This is a genomic window from Pseudomonas sp. B21-047 (assembly GCF_024748775.1).
Lineage (GTDB): Bacteria > Pseudomonadota > Gammaproteobacteria > Pseudomonadales > Pseudomonadaceae > Aquipseudomonas > Aquipseudomonas capeferrum.
Genome location: NZ_CP087169.1, coordinates 1,911,824 through 1,926,356, shown reverse-complemented (window position 1 = coordinate 1,926,356; position 14,533 = coordinate 1,911,824). Strand labels below are relative to the sequence as shown.

At 63.2% G+C, this 14,533-nt stretch carries 13 protein-coding genes; 11 read left to right on the top strand and 2 right to left on the bottom strand.

Annotation, left to right across the window (positions count from 1 at the left end):
* Positions 1 to 14: 14 nt before the first annotated feature.
* Positions 15 to 377: an ATP-dependent Clp protease adapter ClpS gene (gene clpS, locus LOY26_RS08810; protein ID WP_003251220.1), complete on the bottom strand. Its 363-nt coding sequence runs from the start codon at positions 375 to 377 to the stop codon at positions 15 to 17.
* A 230-nt stretch (positions 378 to 607) separates the two neighbouring features.
* Here clpS and cspD point away from each other — a divergent pair, with 230 nt between their 5' ends.
* Positions 608 to 868, top strand: a complete 261-nt coding sequence (cspD, locus tag LOY26_RS08805) for a cold shock domain-containing protein CspD (RefSeq protein WP_033696731.1) — start codon at positions 608 to 610, stop codon at positions 866 to 868.
* Positions 869 to 937: 69 nt separating this feature from the next.
* Here cspD and icd read toward each other — a convergent pair whose 3' ends face one another.
* Positions 938 to 2,194 (bottom strand): NADP-dependent isocitrate dehydrogenase, encoded by a 1,257-nt coding sequence (gene icd, locus LOY26_RS08800; RefSeq protein ID WP_033696730.1) that lies wholly within the window; start codon positions 2,192 to 2,194, stop codon positions 938 to 940.
* Positions 2,195 to 2,608: 414 nt separating this feature from the next.
* Here icd and LOY26_RS08795 point away from each other — a divergent pair, with 414 nt between their 5' ends.
* The 10 genes from LOY26_RS08795 to LOY26_RS08750 all read left to right on the top strand — a co-directional run bounded on the left by LOY26_RS08795 (position 2,609) and on the right by LOY26_RS08750 (position 14,525).
* Positions 2,609 to 4,834, top strand: a complete 2,226-nt coding sequence (locus LOY26_RS08795) for an NADP-dependent isocitrate dehydrogenase (RefSeq protein WP_095064360.1) — start codon at positions 2,609 to 2,611, stop codon at positions 4,832 to 4,834.
* A gap of 152 nt (positions 4,835 to 4,986) precedes the next feature.
* Entirely contained in the window at positions 4,987 to 5,427 is a 441-nt protein-coding gene (locus LOY26_RS08790) for an NUDIX hydrolase (protein WP_186663853.1), read from the top strand.
* A gap of 59 nt (positions 5,428 to 5,486) precedes the next feature.
* Complete coding sequence (gene mnmA / locus LOY26_RS08785; RefSeq protein ID WP_186660161.1) at positions 5,487 to 6,611, top strand: tRNA 2-thiouridine(34) synthase MnmA; 1,125 nt, start codon at positions 5,487 to 5,489, stop codon at positions 6,609 to 6,611.
* On the top strand, positions 6,608 to 7,234 hold the full coding sequence (gene hflD / locus LOY26_RS08780) for a high frequency lysogenization protein HflD (protein WP_186660163.1): 627 nt from the start codon (positions 6,608 to 6,610) through the stop codon (positions 7,232 to 7,234). The genes mnmA and hflD overlap by 4 nt, the downstream gene beginning before the upstream one ends.
* 189 nt (positions 7,235 to 7,423) lie before the next feature.
* The gene (gene purB / locus LOY26_RS08775; protein ID WP_033699922.1) at positions 7,424 to 8,794 is read left to right on the top strand and encodes an adenylosuccinate lyase; all 1,371 of its coding nucleotides are present in this window, start codon (positions 7,424 to 7,426) and stop codon (positions 8,792 to 8,794) included.
* Between the two features lie 81 nt (positions 8,795 to 8,875).
* The gene (locus LOY26_RS08770) at positions 8,876 to 10,042 is read left to right on the top strand and encodes a cupin domain-containing protein (RefSeq protein WP_186663854.1); all 1,167 of its coding nucleotides are present in this window, start codon (positions 8,876 to 8,878) and stop codon (positions 10,040 to 10,042) included.
* Positions 10,035 to 10,469, top strand: coding sequence for a GNAT family N-acetyltransferase (locus LOY26_RS08765; protein ID WP_033696724.1), 435 nt, complete (start codon positions 10,035 to 10,037; stop codon positions 10,467 to 10,469). Before LOY26_RS08770 ends, LOY26_RS08765 begins: the two co-directional genes overlap by 8 nt.
* Positions 10,470 to 10,624: 155 nt before the next feature.
* Positions 10,625 to 12,583 (top strand): DNA topoisomerase III, encoded by a 1,959-nt coding sequence (locus tag LOY26_RS08760; protein WP_186660204.1) that lies wholly within the window; start codon positions 10,625 to 10,627, stop codon positions 12,581 to 12,583.
* A gap of 108 nt (positions 12,584 to 12,691) precedes the next feature.
* Positions 12,692 to 13,981: an FAD-binding oxidoreductase gene (locus LOY26_RS08755; protein WP_258714604.1), complete on the top strand. Its 1,290-nt coding sequence runs from the start codon at positions 12,692 to 12,694 to the stop codon at positions 13,979 to 13,981.
* The gene (locus LOY26_RS08750) at positions 13,974 to 14,525 is read left to right on the top strand and encodes a helix-turn-helix domain-containing protein (protein ID WP_033696721.1); all 552 of its coding nucleotides are present in this window, start codon (positions 13,974 to 13,976) and stop codon (positions 14,523 to 14,525) included. The genes LOY26_RS08755 and LOY26_RS08750 overlap by 8 nt, the downstream gene beginning before the upstream one ends.
* Positions 14,526 to 14,533: the final 8 nt, after the last annotated feature.

The following is a 14,533-nucleotide window of genomic DNA, read 5'->3' as shown; positions in this document are numbered from 1 at the left end:
CAAGTGGTCGGCGATTAACCGTCCTTCTCGATTTCACAGAGTAGCGGATGCTGGCTTTCCCTGGCGTATTGGTTGACCTGCATGGCCTTTGTTTCGGCGATGTCACGGGTAAACAATCCGCACACTGCCCGCCCCTCGGTATGGACGGTCAGCATGATCTTGGTCGCCAGCTCGCGGTTCAGACTGAAGAACGTCTCGAGCACTTCGACGACGAAATCCATCGGTGTGTAGTCATCGTTGAACAAAACCACCTTGTACATCGGTGGCGCCTGCAGGATCGGCTTGGCTTCCTGGACAGCAAGACCTGAGCCGTCGTCCTCATTCGATTGCGGGCGATCCTGATTGAATGTTAGTCGAATCTCACTGGGTGCATGCATGGAAAGAATTTCATCATGATCGACAGGTTAAAGTTGTCGGTTGAGCGCAAAGTTCGCCTACGGCGCACGCGCCGCCTGACCTTGACTATCGGCAAAACGGTGTTACAACCAATAAGAACCCACCGTGGTCGATAAAGATCCGCGCAGTCAACCAGATTTTTCGCATGGTTCGTATGCGGATGAAGTGGATGATACTCCAGTGATGGAGTCCTTTGCAGAGGGACATAGGGATGGCAAGCGGTAAAGTCAAGTGGTTCAACAATGCCAAGGGCTACGGATTCATCAACGAGGATGGTAAATCCGATGACCTGTTCGCTCATTACTCGGCCATCCAGATGGACGGATACAAAACGCTCAAGGCTGGCCAGGCCGTGGAATTCGAAATCATCCAGGGCCCCAAAGGCCTGCACGCGGTCAAGATAATGGACGCCGTTACCGCTGCGGCTGCCAAGGCCCAAAGCCAGACCGCGAGCGAAACCGCCAGAGCCTGAACCCTGCTCCGTGTCGGTATACGAAAAAACCGGTCGCCTCTTTAGCCAGGCGACCGGTTTTCTCTTGCCTCACATATGCTTGATCATCTCATCGCCAAAGCCTGAACTGCCCACCAACTTCGCCCCTTCCATCAGGCGCTCGAAGTCGTAGGTCACGGTCTTGGCGGCAATCGCGCCGTTGGTGCCCTTGATGATCAGGTCGGCCGCCTCGGTCCAGCCCATGTGGCGCAGCATCATCTCTGCCGACAGAATCACCGAGCCCGGGTTGACCTTGTCCTGCCCGGCATACTTGGGCGCGGTGCCGTGGGTAGCTTCGAACATGGCCACGGTGTCGGACAGGTTGGCGCCCGGCGCGATGCCGATACCGCCCACTTCCGCCGCCAAGGCGTCAGACAGGTAGTCACCGTTGAGGTTGAGGGTGGCGATCACGTCGTACTCGGCCGGGCGCAGCAGGATCTGCTGGAGCATGGCGTCGGCGATGGCATCCTTGACGATGACCTCGCGACCGGTCTTGGGGTTGTTGAACTTCATCCAGGGGCCGCCGTCGAGCAGCTCGGCGCCAAACTCGTCGCGGGCCACCTCGTAACCCCAGTCCTTGAAGGCACCTTCGGTGAACTTCATGATGTTGCCCTTGTGCACCAGCGTGAGCGATTCGCGGTCGTTGTCCACCACGTATTGCAACGCCTTGCGCACCAGGCGCTTGGTGCCCTCCCTGGAGACGGGCTTGACGCCAATGCCGCAGTCCTGGTCGAAGCGGATCTTGGTGACGCCCATTTCCTCCTTGAGGAACTTGATCACCTTGTTCGCCTCGGGCGAGCCGGCCTTCCATTCGATGCCCGCATAAATGTCTTCGGAGTTCTCACGGAAGATCACCATATCGACATCGCCAGGCTTCTTCACCGGGCTCGGCACGCCCTGGAACCACACCACCGGGCGCAGGCACACGTACAGGTCAAGCTGCTGGCGCAAGGCAACGTTGAGTGAGCGGATGCCACCGCCGACCGGTGTGGTCAGCGGCCCCTTGATCGACACCACGTACTCACGCACCGCATCGAGGGTTTCCTGCGGCAGCCAGGTGTCCTGGTCATAGACCTGTGTGGCCTTCTCGCCCGCGTACACCTCCATCCAGGCAATCTTGCGCTTGCCGCCGTAGGCTTTCTGTACGGCAGCATCCACCACCTTGATCATCACCGGCGAGACATCGACGCCGATCCCGTCGCCTTCGATATAGGGAATGATGGGGTTGTCGGGCACATTGAGCGAATGGTCTGCATTGACGGTGATCTTGGTGCCGTCGGTCGGAACCTTGATTTTCTGGTATCCCATGCTTGCACTACTCCGCTTTCGGGTGTGATTGGACATCGTGCGATCCACTGAGCCTAAACCACATCTGCTGACCTGCAAGCACTGCGACAACGCGCCACATTGCCCCTACGTCTTTGGTCTTATAAATGGCGCCGATGTCACTTCGCCTTGCTGAATAGCCCGATTGGTTTGATATACTGCGCCGCGACCGTAGGGTCATCGGGGCGAACCCTTGGAAAATGCGGCTCGCCCTTGGCCAAGAACGGCCACGAAGCCTGGGCTGTTACCGCAGTTCAGCACTTGACGCTCGACTGATGCATCCACCATCACCGCTCGCAGCCTCTCGACTTTCCGCTCATGGCGTCGCCAGGGCGAAGCGCCTACCCTGCGCACCTCGAGACTCGAGTACGCTCAGCACATAGAGAGTTAAACCGCATGCCCACCCGTTCCAAGATCATCTATACCTTCACCGACGAAGCCCCTGCCCTCGCCACCTACTCGCTGCTGCCGATCGTCGAAGCGTTCACCGCCTCGGCTGACATCGCCGTCGAAACTCGCGACATTTCCCTGGCTGGCCGTATCCTCGCGGCTTTCCCGGAGCAACTGGGCGCCGAGAAGCAAGTAGGCGATCACTTGGCGGAACTGGGCCAACTGGCTACCACGCCTGAAGCCAACATCATCAAGCTGCCAAACATCAGCGCCTCGGTACCGCAGCTCAAGGCCGCGATCAAGGAACTGCAAGGCAAAGGCTTCAACATCCCCGACTACGCCGACGAGCCGTCCACCGAGGCCGAGAAAGAATCCCGCGCCCGCTACGACCGCATCAAGGGCAGCGCCGTCAACCCAGTACTGCGCGAAGGCAACTCCGACCGCCGCGCCCCGCTGTCGGTCAAGAACTACGCACGCAAGCACCCGCACAAGATGGGCGCCTGGGCTGCCGACTCGCAGTCGCACGTTGCCCACATGACCCAAGGCGACTTCTACGGCAGCGAAAAGGCCGCGCTGATCGAGGCTGACGACAGCCTGCGCATCGAGCTGGTCGGTAAAGACGGCACCACCACCGTTCTGAAAGCCAAGACTGCGGTCAAAGCTGCCGAGATCGTCGACTGCGCCACCATGAGCCGCAAGGCCCTGCAAGCCTTCATCGCCGAGCAGATCGCCGATGCCAAGGCCTCTGGCGTGCTGCTGTCGGTACACCTGAAAGCCACCATGATGAAGGTCTCCGACCCGATCATGTTCGGCGTCATCGTCGAAGCGTTCTACAACGACGTGCTGGCCAAGCATGCCGCCGCACTGGCTGAAGTGGGCTTCAACGCCAACAACGGCATCGGCGACCTGTACGCCCGCATCAAGGACCTGCCAGCTGACAAGCAGGCCGAGATCGAAGCCGACATCCAGGCCCTGTACGCCGTTCGCCCGGCCCTGGCCATGGTCAACTCCGACAAAGGCATCACCAACCTGCACGTGCCGAGCGACGTCATCGTCGACGCCTCGATGCCGGCCATGATCCGTGACTCGGGCAAGATGTGGAACACCGCAGGTGAGCTGCAGGACGCCAAGGCGATCATCCCGGACCGCTGCTACGCCGGCATCTACCAGGCCACCATCGAAGACTGCAAGGCCAACGGCGCCTTCGACCCGACCACCATGGGCAGCGTACCGAACGTCGGCCTGATGGCGCAGAAAGCCGAAGAGTACGGCTCCCACGACAAGACCTTCCAGATCCAGGCCGATGGCGTGGTGCGTGTGGTCGATGGCAAAGGCCAGGTCGTGCTGCAGCAGAACGTCGAAGCGGGTGACATCTTCCGCATGTGCCAGACCAAGGACGCGCCGATCCAGGACTGGGTCAAGCTGGCCGTCAACCGTGCCCGCCTGAGCAACACCCCGGCGGTGTTCTGGCTGGACCCGGCGCGCGCCCACGACGGCGTGATGATCGAGAAGGTGCAGCAGTACCTGAAGGATCACGACACCACCGGCCTGGACATCCGTATCCTGGCCCCGGTCGACGCCATCAAGTTCTCCCTGGCCCGCATCCGCGAAGGCAAGGACACCATCTCGGTGACCGGCAACGTGCTGCGCGACTACCTGACCGACCTGTTCCCGATCATGGAGCTGGGCACCAGCGCCAAGATGCTGTCGATCGTACCGCTGATGAACGGCGGTGGCCTGTTCGAAACCGGCGCTGGCGGTTCGGCACCCAAGCACGTGCAGCAGTTGGTCGAAGAGAACTTCCTGCGTTGGGACTCGCTGGGTGAGTTCCTGGCCCTTGCCGCTTCCCTGGAGCACCTGGGCAACACCTACGACAACCCGCGTGCCAAGGTCCTGGCCAACACCCTGGACCAAGCTACCGGCAAGTTCCTCGACACCAACAAGTCGCCTTCGCGCAAAGTCGGTGGCATCGACAACCGCGGCAGCCACTTCTACCTGACCCTGTACTGGGCCGAAGCCCTGGCCGCCCAGGCTGACGACGCCGCCCTGCAGGCGCGCTTCGCCCCGCTGGCTAAAACCCTGGCCGAGAACGAAGCGACCATCGTCGCCGAGCTCAACGCCGTTCAGGGCAAGCCGGCCGACATCGGTGGCTACTACGCCACGGATGCCGAGCTGACCGCCAAGGTAATGCGCCCAAGCCAGACCTTCAACAGCGCCATTGCCGCTCTGTAAGGTACGCTTGATGTAACACCACAAACCCCGGCCACGCACCGGGGTTTGTGCTTTTTAGCCGCAAGCTGCAAGCCACAAGTCAAAGCAGCCCGCGTACTGCTTCGACTTGTGGCTTGCAGCTTGAAACTTGCTACTTAGGGAGAGAATCGACCGTGTCCTGGCAACCCCATATCACCGTCGCCACCGTCGTCGAGCACGAGGGCAAATTCCTCTTCGTCGAAGAGTTCAAAGCTGGCCAGCATGTTTTCAACCAGCCCGCTGGCCACCTGGAACCCAACGAAACCCTGCCCCAGGCCGCCCTGCGCGAAACCCTCGAAGAAACCGCCTGGGAAGTCGAACTGACCGGCGTGGTCGGCATCTACCTGTACACCGCACCCAGCAATGGTGTGACCTACCAGCGCATCTGCTTCGCCGCGCGCCCGGTGCGCCATCACGCCGACCTGGGGCTGGACAGCGACATCGTCCGCGCCGTCTGGCTGACCCGCGACGAGCTGCTCGCCGACCCTAGCCGCTGGCGCAGCGAGCTGGTGCCGCGCTGCCTCGACGACTACCTGGCCGGCCCGCTGCACAGCCTCGCCCTGCTGCGCGACTGACGCGCGGCCTCGGGTTTGATAGAATCGGCGTTTTTCCCCTCTGATACACATCGGTAGCCATGACCAGCCCAGCACTCAAAGACCCCGCCAAGACCCGCGTCATCGTCGGCATGTCCGGCGGCGTGGACTCTTCCGTCTCCGCCCTTCTGCTCATGGAGCAGGGCTACCAGGTGGAAGGGCTGTTCATGAAAAACTGGGAAGAGGACGACGGCACCGAATACTGCACCGCCCGCGAAGACCTGGCCGACGCCCAGGCCGTGTGCGACCGCATCGGCATCAAGCTGCACACCGCCAACTTCGCCGCCGAGTACTGGGACCACGTGTTCGAGCACTTCCTCGAAGAATACAAGGCCGGCCGCACGCCCAACCCCGACATCCTCTGCAACCGCGAAATCAAGTTCAAGGCGTTTCTCGACTACGCCCTGTCGCTGGGTGCCGACCTGATCGCCACCGGCCACTACGTGCGCCGCCGCGACACCGGTGAGCTCACCGAGCTGCTCAAGGGCCTGGACCCGAACAAGGACCAGAGCTACTTCCTGCATGCCGTCGGCGGCAAGGAAATCGCCCGCACCCTGTTCCCGGTCGGCGAACTGGAAAAACCCGAGGTCCGCGCCATTGCCGAAAAGCACGGCTTGGCCACGGCCAAGAAAAAGGACTCCACCGGTATCTGCTTCATTGGCGAGCGCCGCTTCAGCGACTTCCTCAAGCAGTACCTGCCGGCCCAGCCAGGTGAAATCCAGACCACCGACGGCGAAGTCATCGGCCGCCATCATGGCCTGATGTACCACACCATCGGCCAGCGCCAGGGCCTGGGTATCGGCGGCCTCAAGGATGCCGGTGACGAGCCGTGGTACGTGCTCGACAAAGACCTCTCGCGCAACGTGCTGGTGGTCGGCCAGGGCAATGAGCACCCGTGGCTGTTCTCCCGCGCCTTGCTGGCCTCGGACATCTACTGGGTCAACCCAATCGACCTGTCCAGCCCACGCCGCCTGACTGCCAAGGTGCGTTACCGCCAGGGCGACCAGGGTTGTACCCTTGAGCGCAGCGATAACGGCTACCGCGCGGTGTTCGACGAGCCGCAGCGGGCCGTGACGCCCGGCCAGTCGGTGGTGTTCTACGACGGCGAGGTATGCCTGGGTGGCGGCGTGATCGAGACCGCCGAGCCCTGGAGCCCGCGCGCATGAGCAACCTGCAGGAGCAATTGATTGCCCTGGGCGGTGTGTTCCAGGCCGCCGTGCTGGTCGACCGCATCGCCCGCACCGGCCAGGCCAGCGAGGCCAACATCGGCTGCATGCTGGGCAGCCTGCTGGTACGCGACCCCAAGGACACCCTGGAGGTGTTCGGCGGTGACGACCTCAACCTGCGCGACGGTTACCGCGCCCTGGTCGGCGCGCTCGAGCGCGACCCCAGCAGCCTGCAGCGCGAGCCGCTGCGCTATGCCCTGTCGATGCTGGGCCTGGAACGCCAGCTGGCCAAGCGCGGCGACCTGCTCGACACCATCGGCAACCGCTTGCCGCAGATTCAGTCGCAGGCCGACCATTTCGGCCTGATTCATGAAAACGTCATCGCTTCCAGTGGAGCCTTGTACCAGGACACCCTGAGCACTTTGCGCCAGCGTATTCAGGTACACGGCGACATGCGTTTCCTGCAGCAGCCCAGCAACGCCTCGAAGATCCGCGCCCTGCTGCTGGCCGGCATCCGCGCCGCGCGCCTGTGGCGCCAACTGGGCGGCCATCGCTGGCAGTTGGTGTTCAGCCGCCGCAAGCTGCTCAACGAACTGTACGACATGATGCGCACGCCGTCCTGAAGAAAAACGCCGGACCTGTAGGAGCGGCCTTGCGTCGCGAAAGGGCTGCACAGCAGCCCCAGAATCGCCGCCCCAGCATAGATTGCCGGGGCCGCTGCGCAGCCCTTTCGCGACGCAAGGCCGCTCCTACAGGCATTTTTCATGTATGATATGCGCCCTTCCAAAAGCCTGACTGTCCGAGAACACCCCATGCAGCTTTCCTCGCTCACTGCGGTTTCCCCTGTAGACGGCCGTTATGCCGGCAAAACCCAGGCCTTGCGCCCCATTTTCAGCGAATACGGCCTGATCCGTTTCCGCGCCCTGGTCGAAGTCCGCTGGTTGCAGCGCCTGGCCGCCCACCCGCAAATCGGCGAAGTGCCGGCGTTCTCCGCCGAAGCCAACGCCGTGCTGGACACCCTGGCCACCGATTTCAAACTTGAGCACGCCGAACGCGTCAAGGAAATCGAGCGCACCACCAACCACGACGTCAAGGCCATCGAGTACCTGCTCAAGGAGCAGGCTGCCCAGCTGCCTGAGCTGGCCAAGGTCAGCGAGTTCATCCACTTCGCCTGCACCAGCGAGGACATCAACAACCTGTCCCACGCCCTGATGCTGCGCGCCGGCCGTGACGAAGTGCTGCTGCCGCTGATGCGCCAGATCGCCGACGCCATCCGCGCCCAGGCCCACGCCCTGGCCGACGTGCCGATGCTGTCGCGCACCCACGGCCAACCGGCTTCGCCGACCACCCTGGGTAAAGAGCTGGCCAACGTCGTGTACCGCCTGGAGCGCCAGATCGCCCAGGTGGCCGCCGTGCCGCTGCTGGGCAAGATCAACGGCGCCGTAGGCAACTACAACGCCCACCTGTCGGCCTATTCGCAGATCGACTGGGAAGCCAACGCCCGCGCCTTCATCGAAGACGAGCTGGGCCTGCAGTTCAACCCGTACACCACCCAGATCGAGCCGCACGACTACATTGCCGAGCTGTTCGATGCGATCGCCCGCTTCAACACCATCCTCATCGACTTCGACCGCGATGTGTGGGGCTACATCTCCCTGGGCTACTTCAAGCAGAAGACCGTCGCGGGCGAAATCGGCTCGTCGACCATGCCGCACAAGGTCAACCCGATCGACTTCGAAAACTCCGAAGGCAACCTGGGTATCGCCAACGCGCTGTTCCAGCACCTGGCCAGCAAGCTGCCGATCTCGCGCTGGCAGCGTGACCTGACCGACTCCACCGTGCTGCGCAACCTGGGCGTGGGCTTCGCACACAGCGTCATCGCCTACGAAGCCAGCCTCAAGGGCATCGGCAAGCTGGAAGTCAACACCGCACGCATCGCCGCCGACCTGGACGCCTGCTGGGAAGTGCTGGCCGAGCCGATCCAGACGGTCATGCGCCGCTTCAACATCGAAAACCCCTACGAGAAGCTCAAAGAGCTGACCCGTGGCAAGGGCATCACCCCTGAAGCGCTGCTGACCTTCATCGACGGCCTGGACATGCCAGCCGACGCCAAGGCCGAGCTCAAGCTGCTGACCCCTGCTACCTACATCGGTAACGCGGCAGCACAGGCCAAACGCATCTAAGCTGACCGTCGCGTTCAACGCCCGGCTTAGCCGGGCGTTTTTATTCCCGGACGAAAATTACGTTTTTTCAATAGGTTGAACATGAATCCTGATACTCCACTGCAGCTGCTGGGCGGCATCTCTGCCCGCGAATTCATGCGCGACTACTGGCAGAAGAAGCCCCTGCTGGTACGCCAGGCCTTCCCCGACTTCATCAGCCCGATCGAACCCGACGAACTGGCCGGCCTGGCGCTGGAAGAAGAAGTTGAATCGCGCCTGGTGCTCGAGCACGGCGAACGCCCTTGGGAACTGCGTCGCGGCCCGTTCGAGGAAGATGTCTTCGCCACCCTGCCCGAGCGTGACTGGACCTTGCTGGTACAGGCCGTGGACCAGTTCGTCCCGGAAGTGGCCGAACTGCTGCAAGAGTTCCGTTTCCTGCCCAGCTGGCGCATCGACGATGTGATGGTCAGCTTCGCCGCCCCCGGTGGCAGCGTCGGCCCGCACTTCGACAACTATGACGTGTTCCTGCTGCAAGGCCACGGCAAGCGCAACTGGAAGATCGGCCAGATGTGCAACAGCGACAGCCCGCTGATCGAGCACGCCGACCTGCGCATCCTGGCCGACTTCGAACAGAGCGGTGAGTGGACCCTGGAGCCCGGCGACATGCTCTACCTGCCGCCGCGCCTGGCCCACTACGGCGTAGCCGAGGACGACTGCCTGACCTACTCGGTCGGTTTCCGTGCCCCGAGCGCCGCCGAAGTGCTGACCCACTTCACCGACTTCCTCGGCCAGTTCCTGCCGGACGAAGAGCGCTACAGCGACGCCGACGCGCAGCCGGTCAGCGACCCGCACCAGATCCAGCACGATGCCCTCGACCGCCTCAAGGGCCTGCTCGACAAGCACATGGGTGACAAGGACCTGCTGCTGACCTGGTTCGGCCAGTTCATGACCGAGCCGCGCTACCCGGAGCAGGTGGTGGGTGAAGAGCTGAGCGAGAAAGAGCTGATCGAAGCCCTTGAGGATGGCGCCATCCTGATCCGTAACCCAAGTGCGCGCATGGCCTGGTCCGAGCTCAATGACGACCTGATGCTGTTCGCCAGCGGCCGTAGCTGCCCACTGCCCGCCAAGCTGCGTGAGCTGCTGAAGCTGGTCTGTGCGGCGGACGCGTTACACATCGAAAACCTTGCAGAGTGGTTGGAGGATGAAGATGGCCTTATGCTGGTACAGCAGCTGATCAAACAAGGAAGCCTGGGATTCGCCAATGAATAAGATTCGTGTGCGCCTCGCCGACTGGCATAAGGACAACGCCGACATCCGGCGTATCCGTGAAGCGGTGTTCATTGCCGAACAGCACGTACCGCCAGAGCTCGAGTGGGACTCGGACGATCCGACTGCGGTGCACTTCCTGGCCCTGGAGGGTGACTACCCGATCGGTACCGCCCGCCTGCTGCCCGACGGCACTATCGGCCGAGTATCGGTACTCAAGGACTGGCGCGGGCTGAAGGTGGGCGATGCACTGATGAATGCGGTCATCATCGAAGCCCAGCAGCGCGACCTGAAGCAGCAGACACTCAGTGCCCAGGTGCACGCCACGCCGTTCTACGAGCGCCTGGGCTTTCGCGTCGTCAGCGAAGAGTTCCTTGAAGCCGGCATCCCGCATGTGGACATGGTGCGCGACTCTCGCGAAATCGCCTGATCCCTAAGTGTTTGCCTGCACTGCCCCGCGAAAGGGGCAGTGCAGGCAAAACATGTCGACCGACAAAACCTGTACATCCATCCAGATAAAACTTGCCTCTGCGCCCCTGCTTGCGCATCCTAGTGCCCATCACCCCCGATGAAGCGTTTGCGGCCATGCGCCTGTTCCTCTGCGAAAAACCCTCCCAGGCAAAAGACATCGCCAAAGTACTCGGCGCCACTCGCAAGGCCGACGGCTGCTGGCAAGGCACCGATGTCTGCGTGACCTGGTGCATTGGCCACCTGCTCGAAACCGCCCCGCCCGACAGTTACGACGAACGCTACAAGCGCTGGAACCTCGCCGACCTGCCGATCATTCCCGAAAAATGGAAGATGCTGGTCAAACCCAAGACCGCCAGCCAGTTCAAGGCCGTCAAGCGCCTGCTCGGCGAGGCGCGCGAACTGGTGATCGCCACCGACGCCGACCGCGAAGGCGAGATGATCGCCCGCGAACTGGTCGAGCACTGCCGTTACCGCGGGCCGATCCAGCGTTTGTGGCTGTCGGCACTCGACGATGCCTCCATCCGCAAGGCCCTGGCGCGCCTGCTGCCCGGCCAAGAGACGTTCAGCCTTTACCACTCGGCGCTGGGTCGCTCCCGTGCCGACTGGCTGATCGGCATGAACATGAGCCGGCTGTTTACCTTGCTCGGCCGCCAGTCCGGCTACCAAGGGGTGTTGCCGGTAGGCCGGGTGCAGACGCCGACCCTGCGCCTGGTGGTGGACCGCGATCGCAGCATCGCCGACTTCGTGCCAGTGCCGTTCTGGGCCATCGACGTGCAACTCGAACATGCCGGCCAAGGCTTCAATGCCCAATGGCGGGCCCCGGAGGACGCCTGTGACGACCAGGGCCGGTGCCTCAACCCGGCCTTGGCGCAACAGGCTGCCGCCGATATGAGTAACGCGGGCACGGCCCGAGCGGTCAAGGTGGCGACAGAACGCGTGCGCGAAGCTGCCCCCCTGCCCTTCGACCTGGGCACCCTGCAGGAGCTGTGCTCGAAAAAGTTTGGCCTCGGCGCCCAGGAAACCCTCGACATCGCCCAGGCCCTGTACGAAACCCACAAGCTGATCACCTACCCGCGCAGCGACTGCGGCTACCTGCCACTGAGCCAGCACGCCGAGGCGCCCGCCATTCTCGCAGCGTTGCAGCGCGCCGATAGCAGCCTTGCGCCGCTGCAGCCTTACCTTGAGCCACAGCGCCGCTCCCGTGCCTGGAACGATGCCAAGGTCAGTGCCCACCACGGCATCATCCCCACAGCAGCGGCCAGCGACCCCGCGCGCCTGCCCGCCAAGTACAAAGCGGTCTACACCTTGATACGTGCCCGTTACCTGGCGCAGTTTCTGCCCAACCACGAGTACGACCGCACCCAGGCCGATTTCGACTGTGCGGGCCATGCCCTGCGCGCCGTGGGCAAGCAGATCGTCGAGCCTGGCTGGCGGCGTGCCTTGCCCGAGGCATTGACCCCGGCCAAAGGCCGCGAGGCAGCGCCAGCCCAGGTCCTGCCAGCCTTGCGCGAAGGCCAGGACTGCAACGTGCAAGGCCTGCAGCTCAAGGACATGTGGACCCAGCCACCCAAGCCCTTCACCGAAGGCGACCTGATCAAGGCGATGAAGAACGTCGCCAAACTGGTAGATGACCCTCGGCTGAAACAGAAGCTCAAGGAAACCACCGGCATCGGCACTGAAGCGACCCGGGCCAGCATCATCCAGGGCCTGCTCGACCGCGGCTACCTGGTCAAGCACGGCAAGGCCTTGGCCGCGACGCCTGCGGCCTTCAGCCTGATCGACGCCGTGCCACGCGCTATCGCCGACCCCGGCACCACGGCAATCTGGGAGCAGGCCCTGGACATGGTGCAGAGCGGTGAAATGAGCCTGGAAGAGTTCGTCGCCCGGCAGTCGGCCTGGATGGGCAAGCTGGTCGAGCGCTGCAGCGGCATGCGCATGACCATCACAGGGCCGGCAGCCGGCGCCGCGCCGCCCTGGAAAAAGAAGCGCCGGGGCGGCGGGAAAGGCAAAACCACCGCAGGCAAGGCGGCCGCAGCCAAGCCAAGGCAACCGAGGAAAAAGGCGGCAACCTGAACCCTGGCAATGCCAAAACCACAAAACCCGACAAACAAACTGGCGCCGTGAAATTTACCTGCTAAATTTTCATGAAAATAATGATAAAAATTTTCATGAGGCCCCGGTATGTTCAAGCAATCCGCGCAACACATTGCCACCTACTACGCCCAGACCTACCCCACCCCTATTCCTCTGCGCCCTACTCTGCAAGGCCGACACGACACTGACGTGCTGATTGTCGGCGCCGGGTTCAGCGGCCTGCACACCGCCCTGCGCCTCGCCATGGCCGGCAAGCGAGTGACGCTGCTGGAAGCCAGCCGTGTGGCCTGGGCTGCGTCCGGGCGCAACGGTGGCCAGGCGTTGCTGGGCTGGTCATGCGACATGCCGCCGCTGGAAAAAACCCTCGGCATCGAACGCACTAGGCGCTTGTGGGACAGCATGTGCTGGGCCGCCGATGAAATGCGTGAACTGCCGCAACGCCATGGTTTCGATGTCGACTATCGGCTTGGCAGCTTGTGGACCGCCGTGTTGCCACGGCGGGTGAAGATGCTTGAGGATGCCCTGCATGACGCCCAGGCCAAGTGGGGCTATGACGCCCTGCGCCTGATTGGGCGCGATGAGCTGCCCCAGTGGATCGACAGCCCGCGCTACCAGGCTGCGCTGTATGACGCCAAAGGTGCACACCTCAACCCGCTCAAGCTGGCCCAAGGCCTGGCCAGCACTATCGAGGCAGCCGGCGGGCACATCTTCGAGCAAAGCCAGGTGCTCGACTACCAGCAGACCGGCAACGGGTATGTCACCCGCACCGGCCATGGCGAGGTGCACAGCCAGGTCCTGGTGCTGGCCTGCAACGCCTACATCGACCGCCTCGACCCGGCACTGTCGCGCCGTTTGCTGCCCGTTGGCTCCTACCAGGTAACGACCGCGCCACTGGAAACCGACTTCGCCAAATCATTACTGCCGCGCAACAGCTGCGTGATCGACAACCAGTTCGTGCCCGACTATTTCCGCCTTACCCCCGACAACCGCCTGCTGTTCGGCGGCGGCTGCACCTACCTGGGCGGCATCCCCAAGGACGTGGCCGGCGCCACCCGCCCCTACCTTGAACGGGTGTTCCCGCAATTGGCTGGGGTGGCCATCGACTTTGCCTGGGGCGGCCACATCGACTGCAGCATCCAGCGCACGCCCGACATCGGCCGTGACGGCCAGCGCTATTGGTTGCAGGGTTTCTCCGGTCATGGCGTGCTGCCGACCCTGGCTGGGGCGCGGGCGGTCAGCGATGCGATCCTCGGCAACGACGACCTGCTGACGTTGTACCAAGGCATCGACAACGGTCGCTTCCCTGGTGGCGACTTGATGGCCGCACCGCTGGAGGCCGCAGCCAAAGCCTGGTACAGGTTGCGCGACCATGTCTGATGAAGTTCAAACACTGGCGGTGCTGATCCGCGACCTGCGCAAGCACCGCGGGCTGACGCTTGACGAGCTGGCCGGCAAGGTCAAGCGCTCACTGGGCTTTCTCTCGCAGGTCGAGCGCGGCCTGTCGCGCCCGACCGTGGCCGACCTGACGGCCATCAGCGAAGCCCTGCACGTGCCGACCACCTACTTCTACCAGGCCGGCCAGCCGCGCCCGCTGGACTGGGTCACCCGGCCCGGTGAACGGCGCACGATCTACTACGCCGAGGGCATCAGCGACGTGCTGGTATCGCCTACCCTCAATGGCGGCTTCTCCATGCTCGAAAGCCACCTGGCGCCTGGCGCCAGCAGTGGCGAGGGGCACCTGAACGACAGTTCCGAGCAAGGCGGCTTCGTCCTCGAAGGCGAGCTGACGCTTTGGCGCGAAGGCCACGCCGAGGCGGTGACGCTGCGGCGCAACGACAGCTTTCAGCTCCCCCCGCACAACCAGTTCCGCTACGCCAACCTGACCGACCAGACGACCCGGGTCCTCTGGGTCTTCCGATGAGAGCACAG

Excerpts from the sequence above, each read along its gene's own strand:
- LOY26_RS08755 (WP_258714604.1), top strand. The coding sequence starts at position 12,692 with ATGTTCAAGCAATCCGCGCAACACATTGCCACCTACTACGCCCAGACC.
- hflD (WP_186660163.1), top strand. The coding sequence starts at position 6,608 with ATGAGCAACCTGCAGGAGCAATTGATTGCCCTGGGCGGTGTGTTCCAG.
- LOY26_RS08750 (WP_033696721.1), top strand. The coding sequence starts at position 13,974 with ATGTCTGATGAAGTTCAAACACTGGCGGTGCTGATCCGCGACCTGCGC.
- mnmA (WP_186660161.1), top strand. The coding sequence starts at position 5,487 with ATGACCAGCCCAGCACTCAAAGACCCCGCCAAGACCCGCGTCATCGTC.
- purB (WP_033699922.1), top strand. The coding sequence starts at position 7,424 with ATGCAGCTTTCCTCGCTCACTGCGGTTTCCCCTGTAGACGGCCGTTAT.
- LOY26_RS08795 (WP_095064360.1), top strand. The coding sequence starts at position 2,609 with ATGCCCACCCGTTCCAAGATCATCTATACCTTCACCGACGAAGCCCCT.
- icd (WP_033696730.1), bottom strand. The coding sequence starts at position 2,194 with ATGGGATACCAGAAAATCAAGGTTCCGACCGACGGCACCAAGATCACC.
- LOY26_RS08760 (WP_186660204.1), top strand. The coding sequence starts at position 10,625 with ATGCGCCTGTTCCTCTGCGAAAAACCCTCCCAGGCAAAAGACATCGCC.
- clpS (WP_003251220.1), bottom strand. The coding sequence starts at position 377 with ATGCATGCACCCAGTGAGATTCGACTAACATTCAATCAGGATCGCCCG.
- cspD (WP_033696731.1), top strand. The coding sequence starts at position 608 with ATGGCAAGCGGTAAAGTCAAGTGGTTCAACAATGCCAAGGGCTACGGA.
- LOY26_RS08765 (WP_033696724.1), top strand. The coding sequence starts at position 10,035 with ATGAATAAGATTCGTGTGCGCCTCGCCGACTGGCATAAGGACAACGCC.
- LOY26_RS08770 (WP_186663854.1), top strand. The coding sequence starts at position 8,876 with ATGAATCCTGATACTCCACTGCAGCTGCTGGGCGGCATCTCTGCCCGC.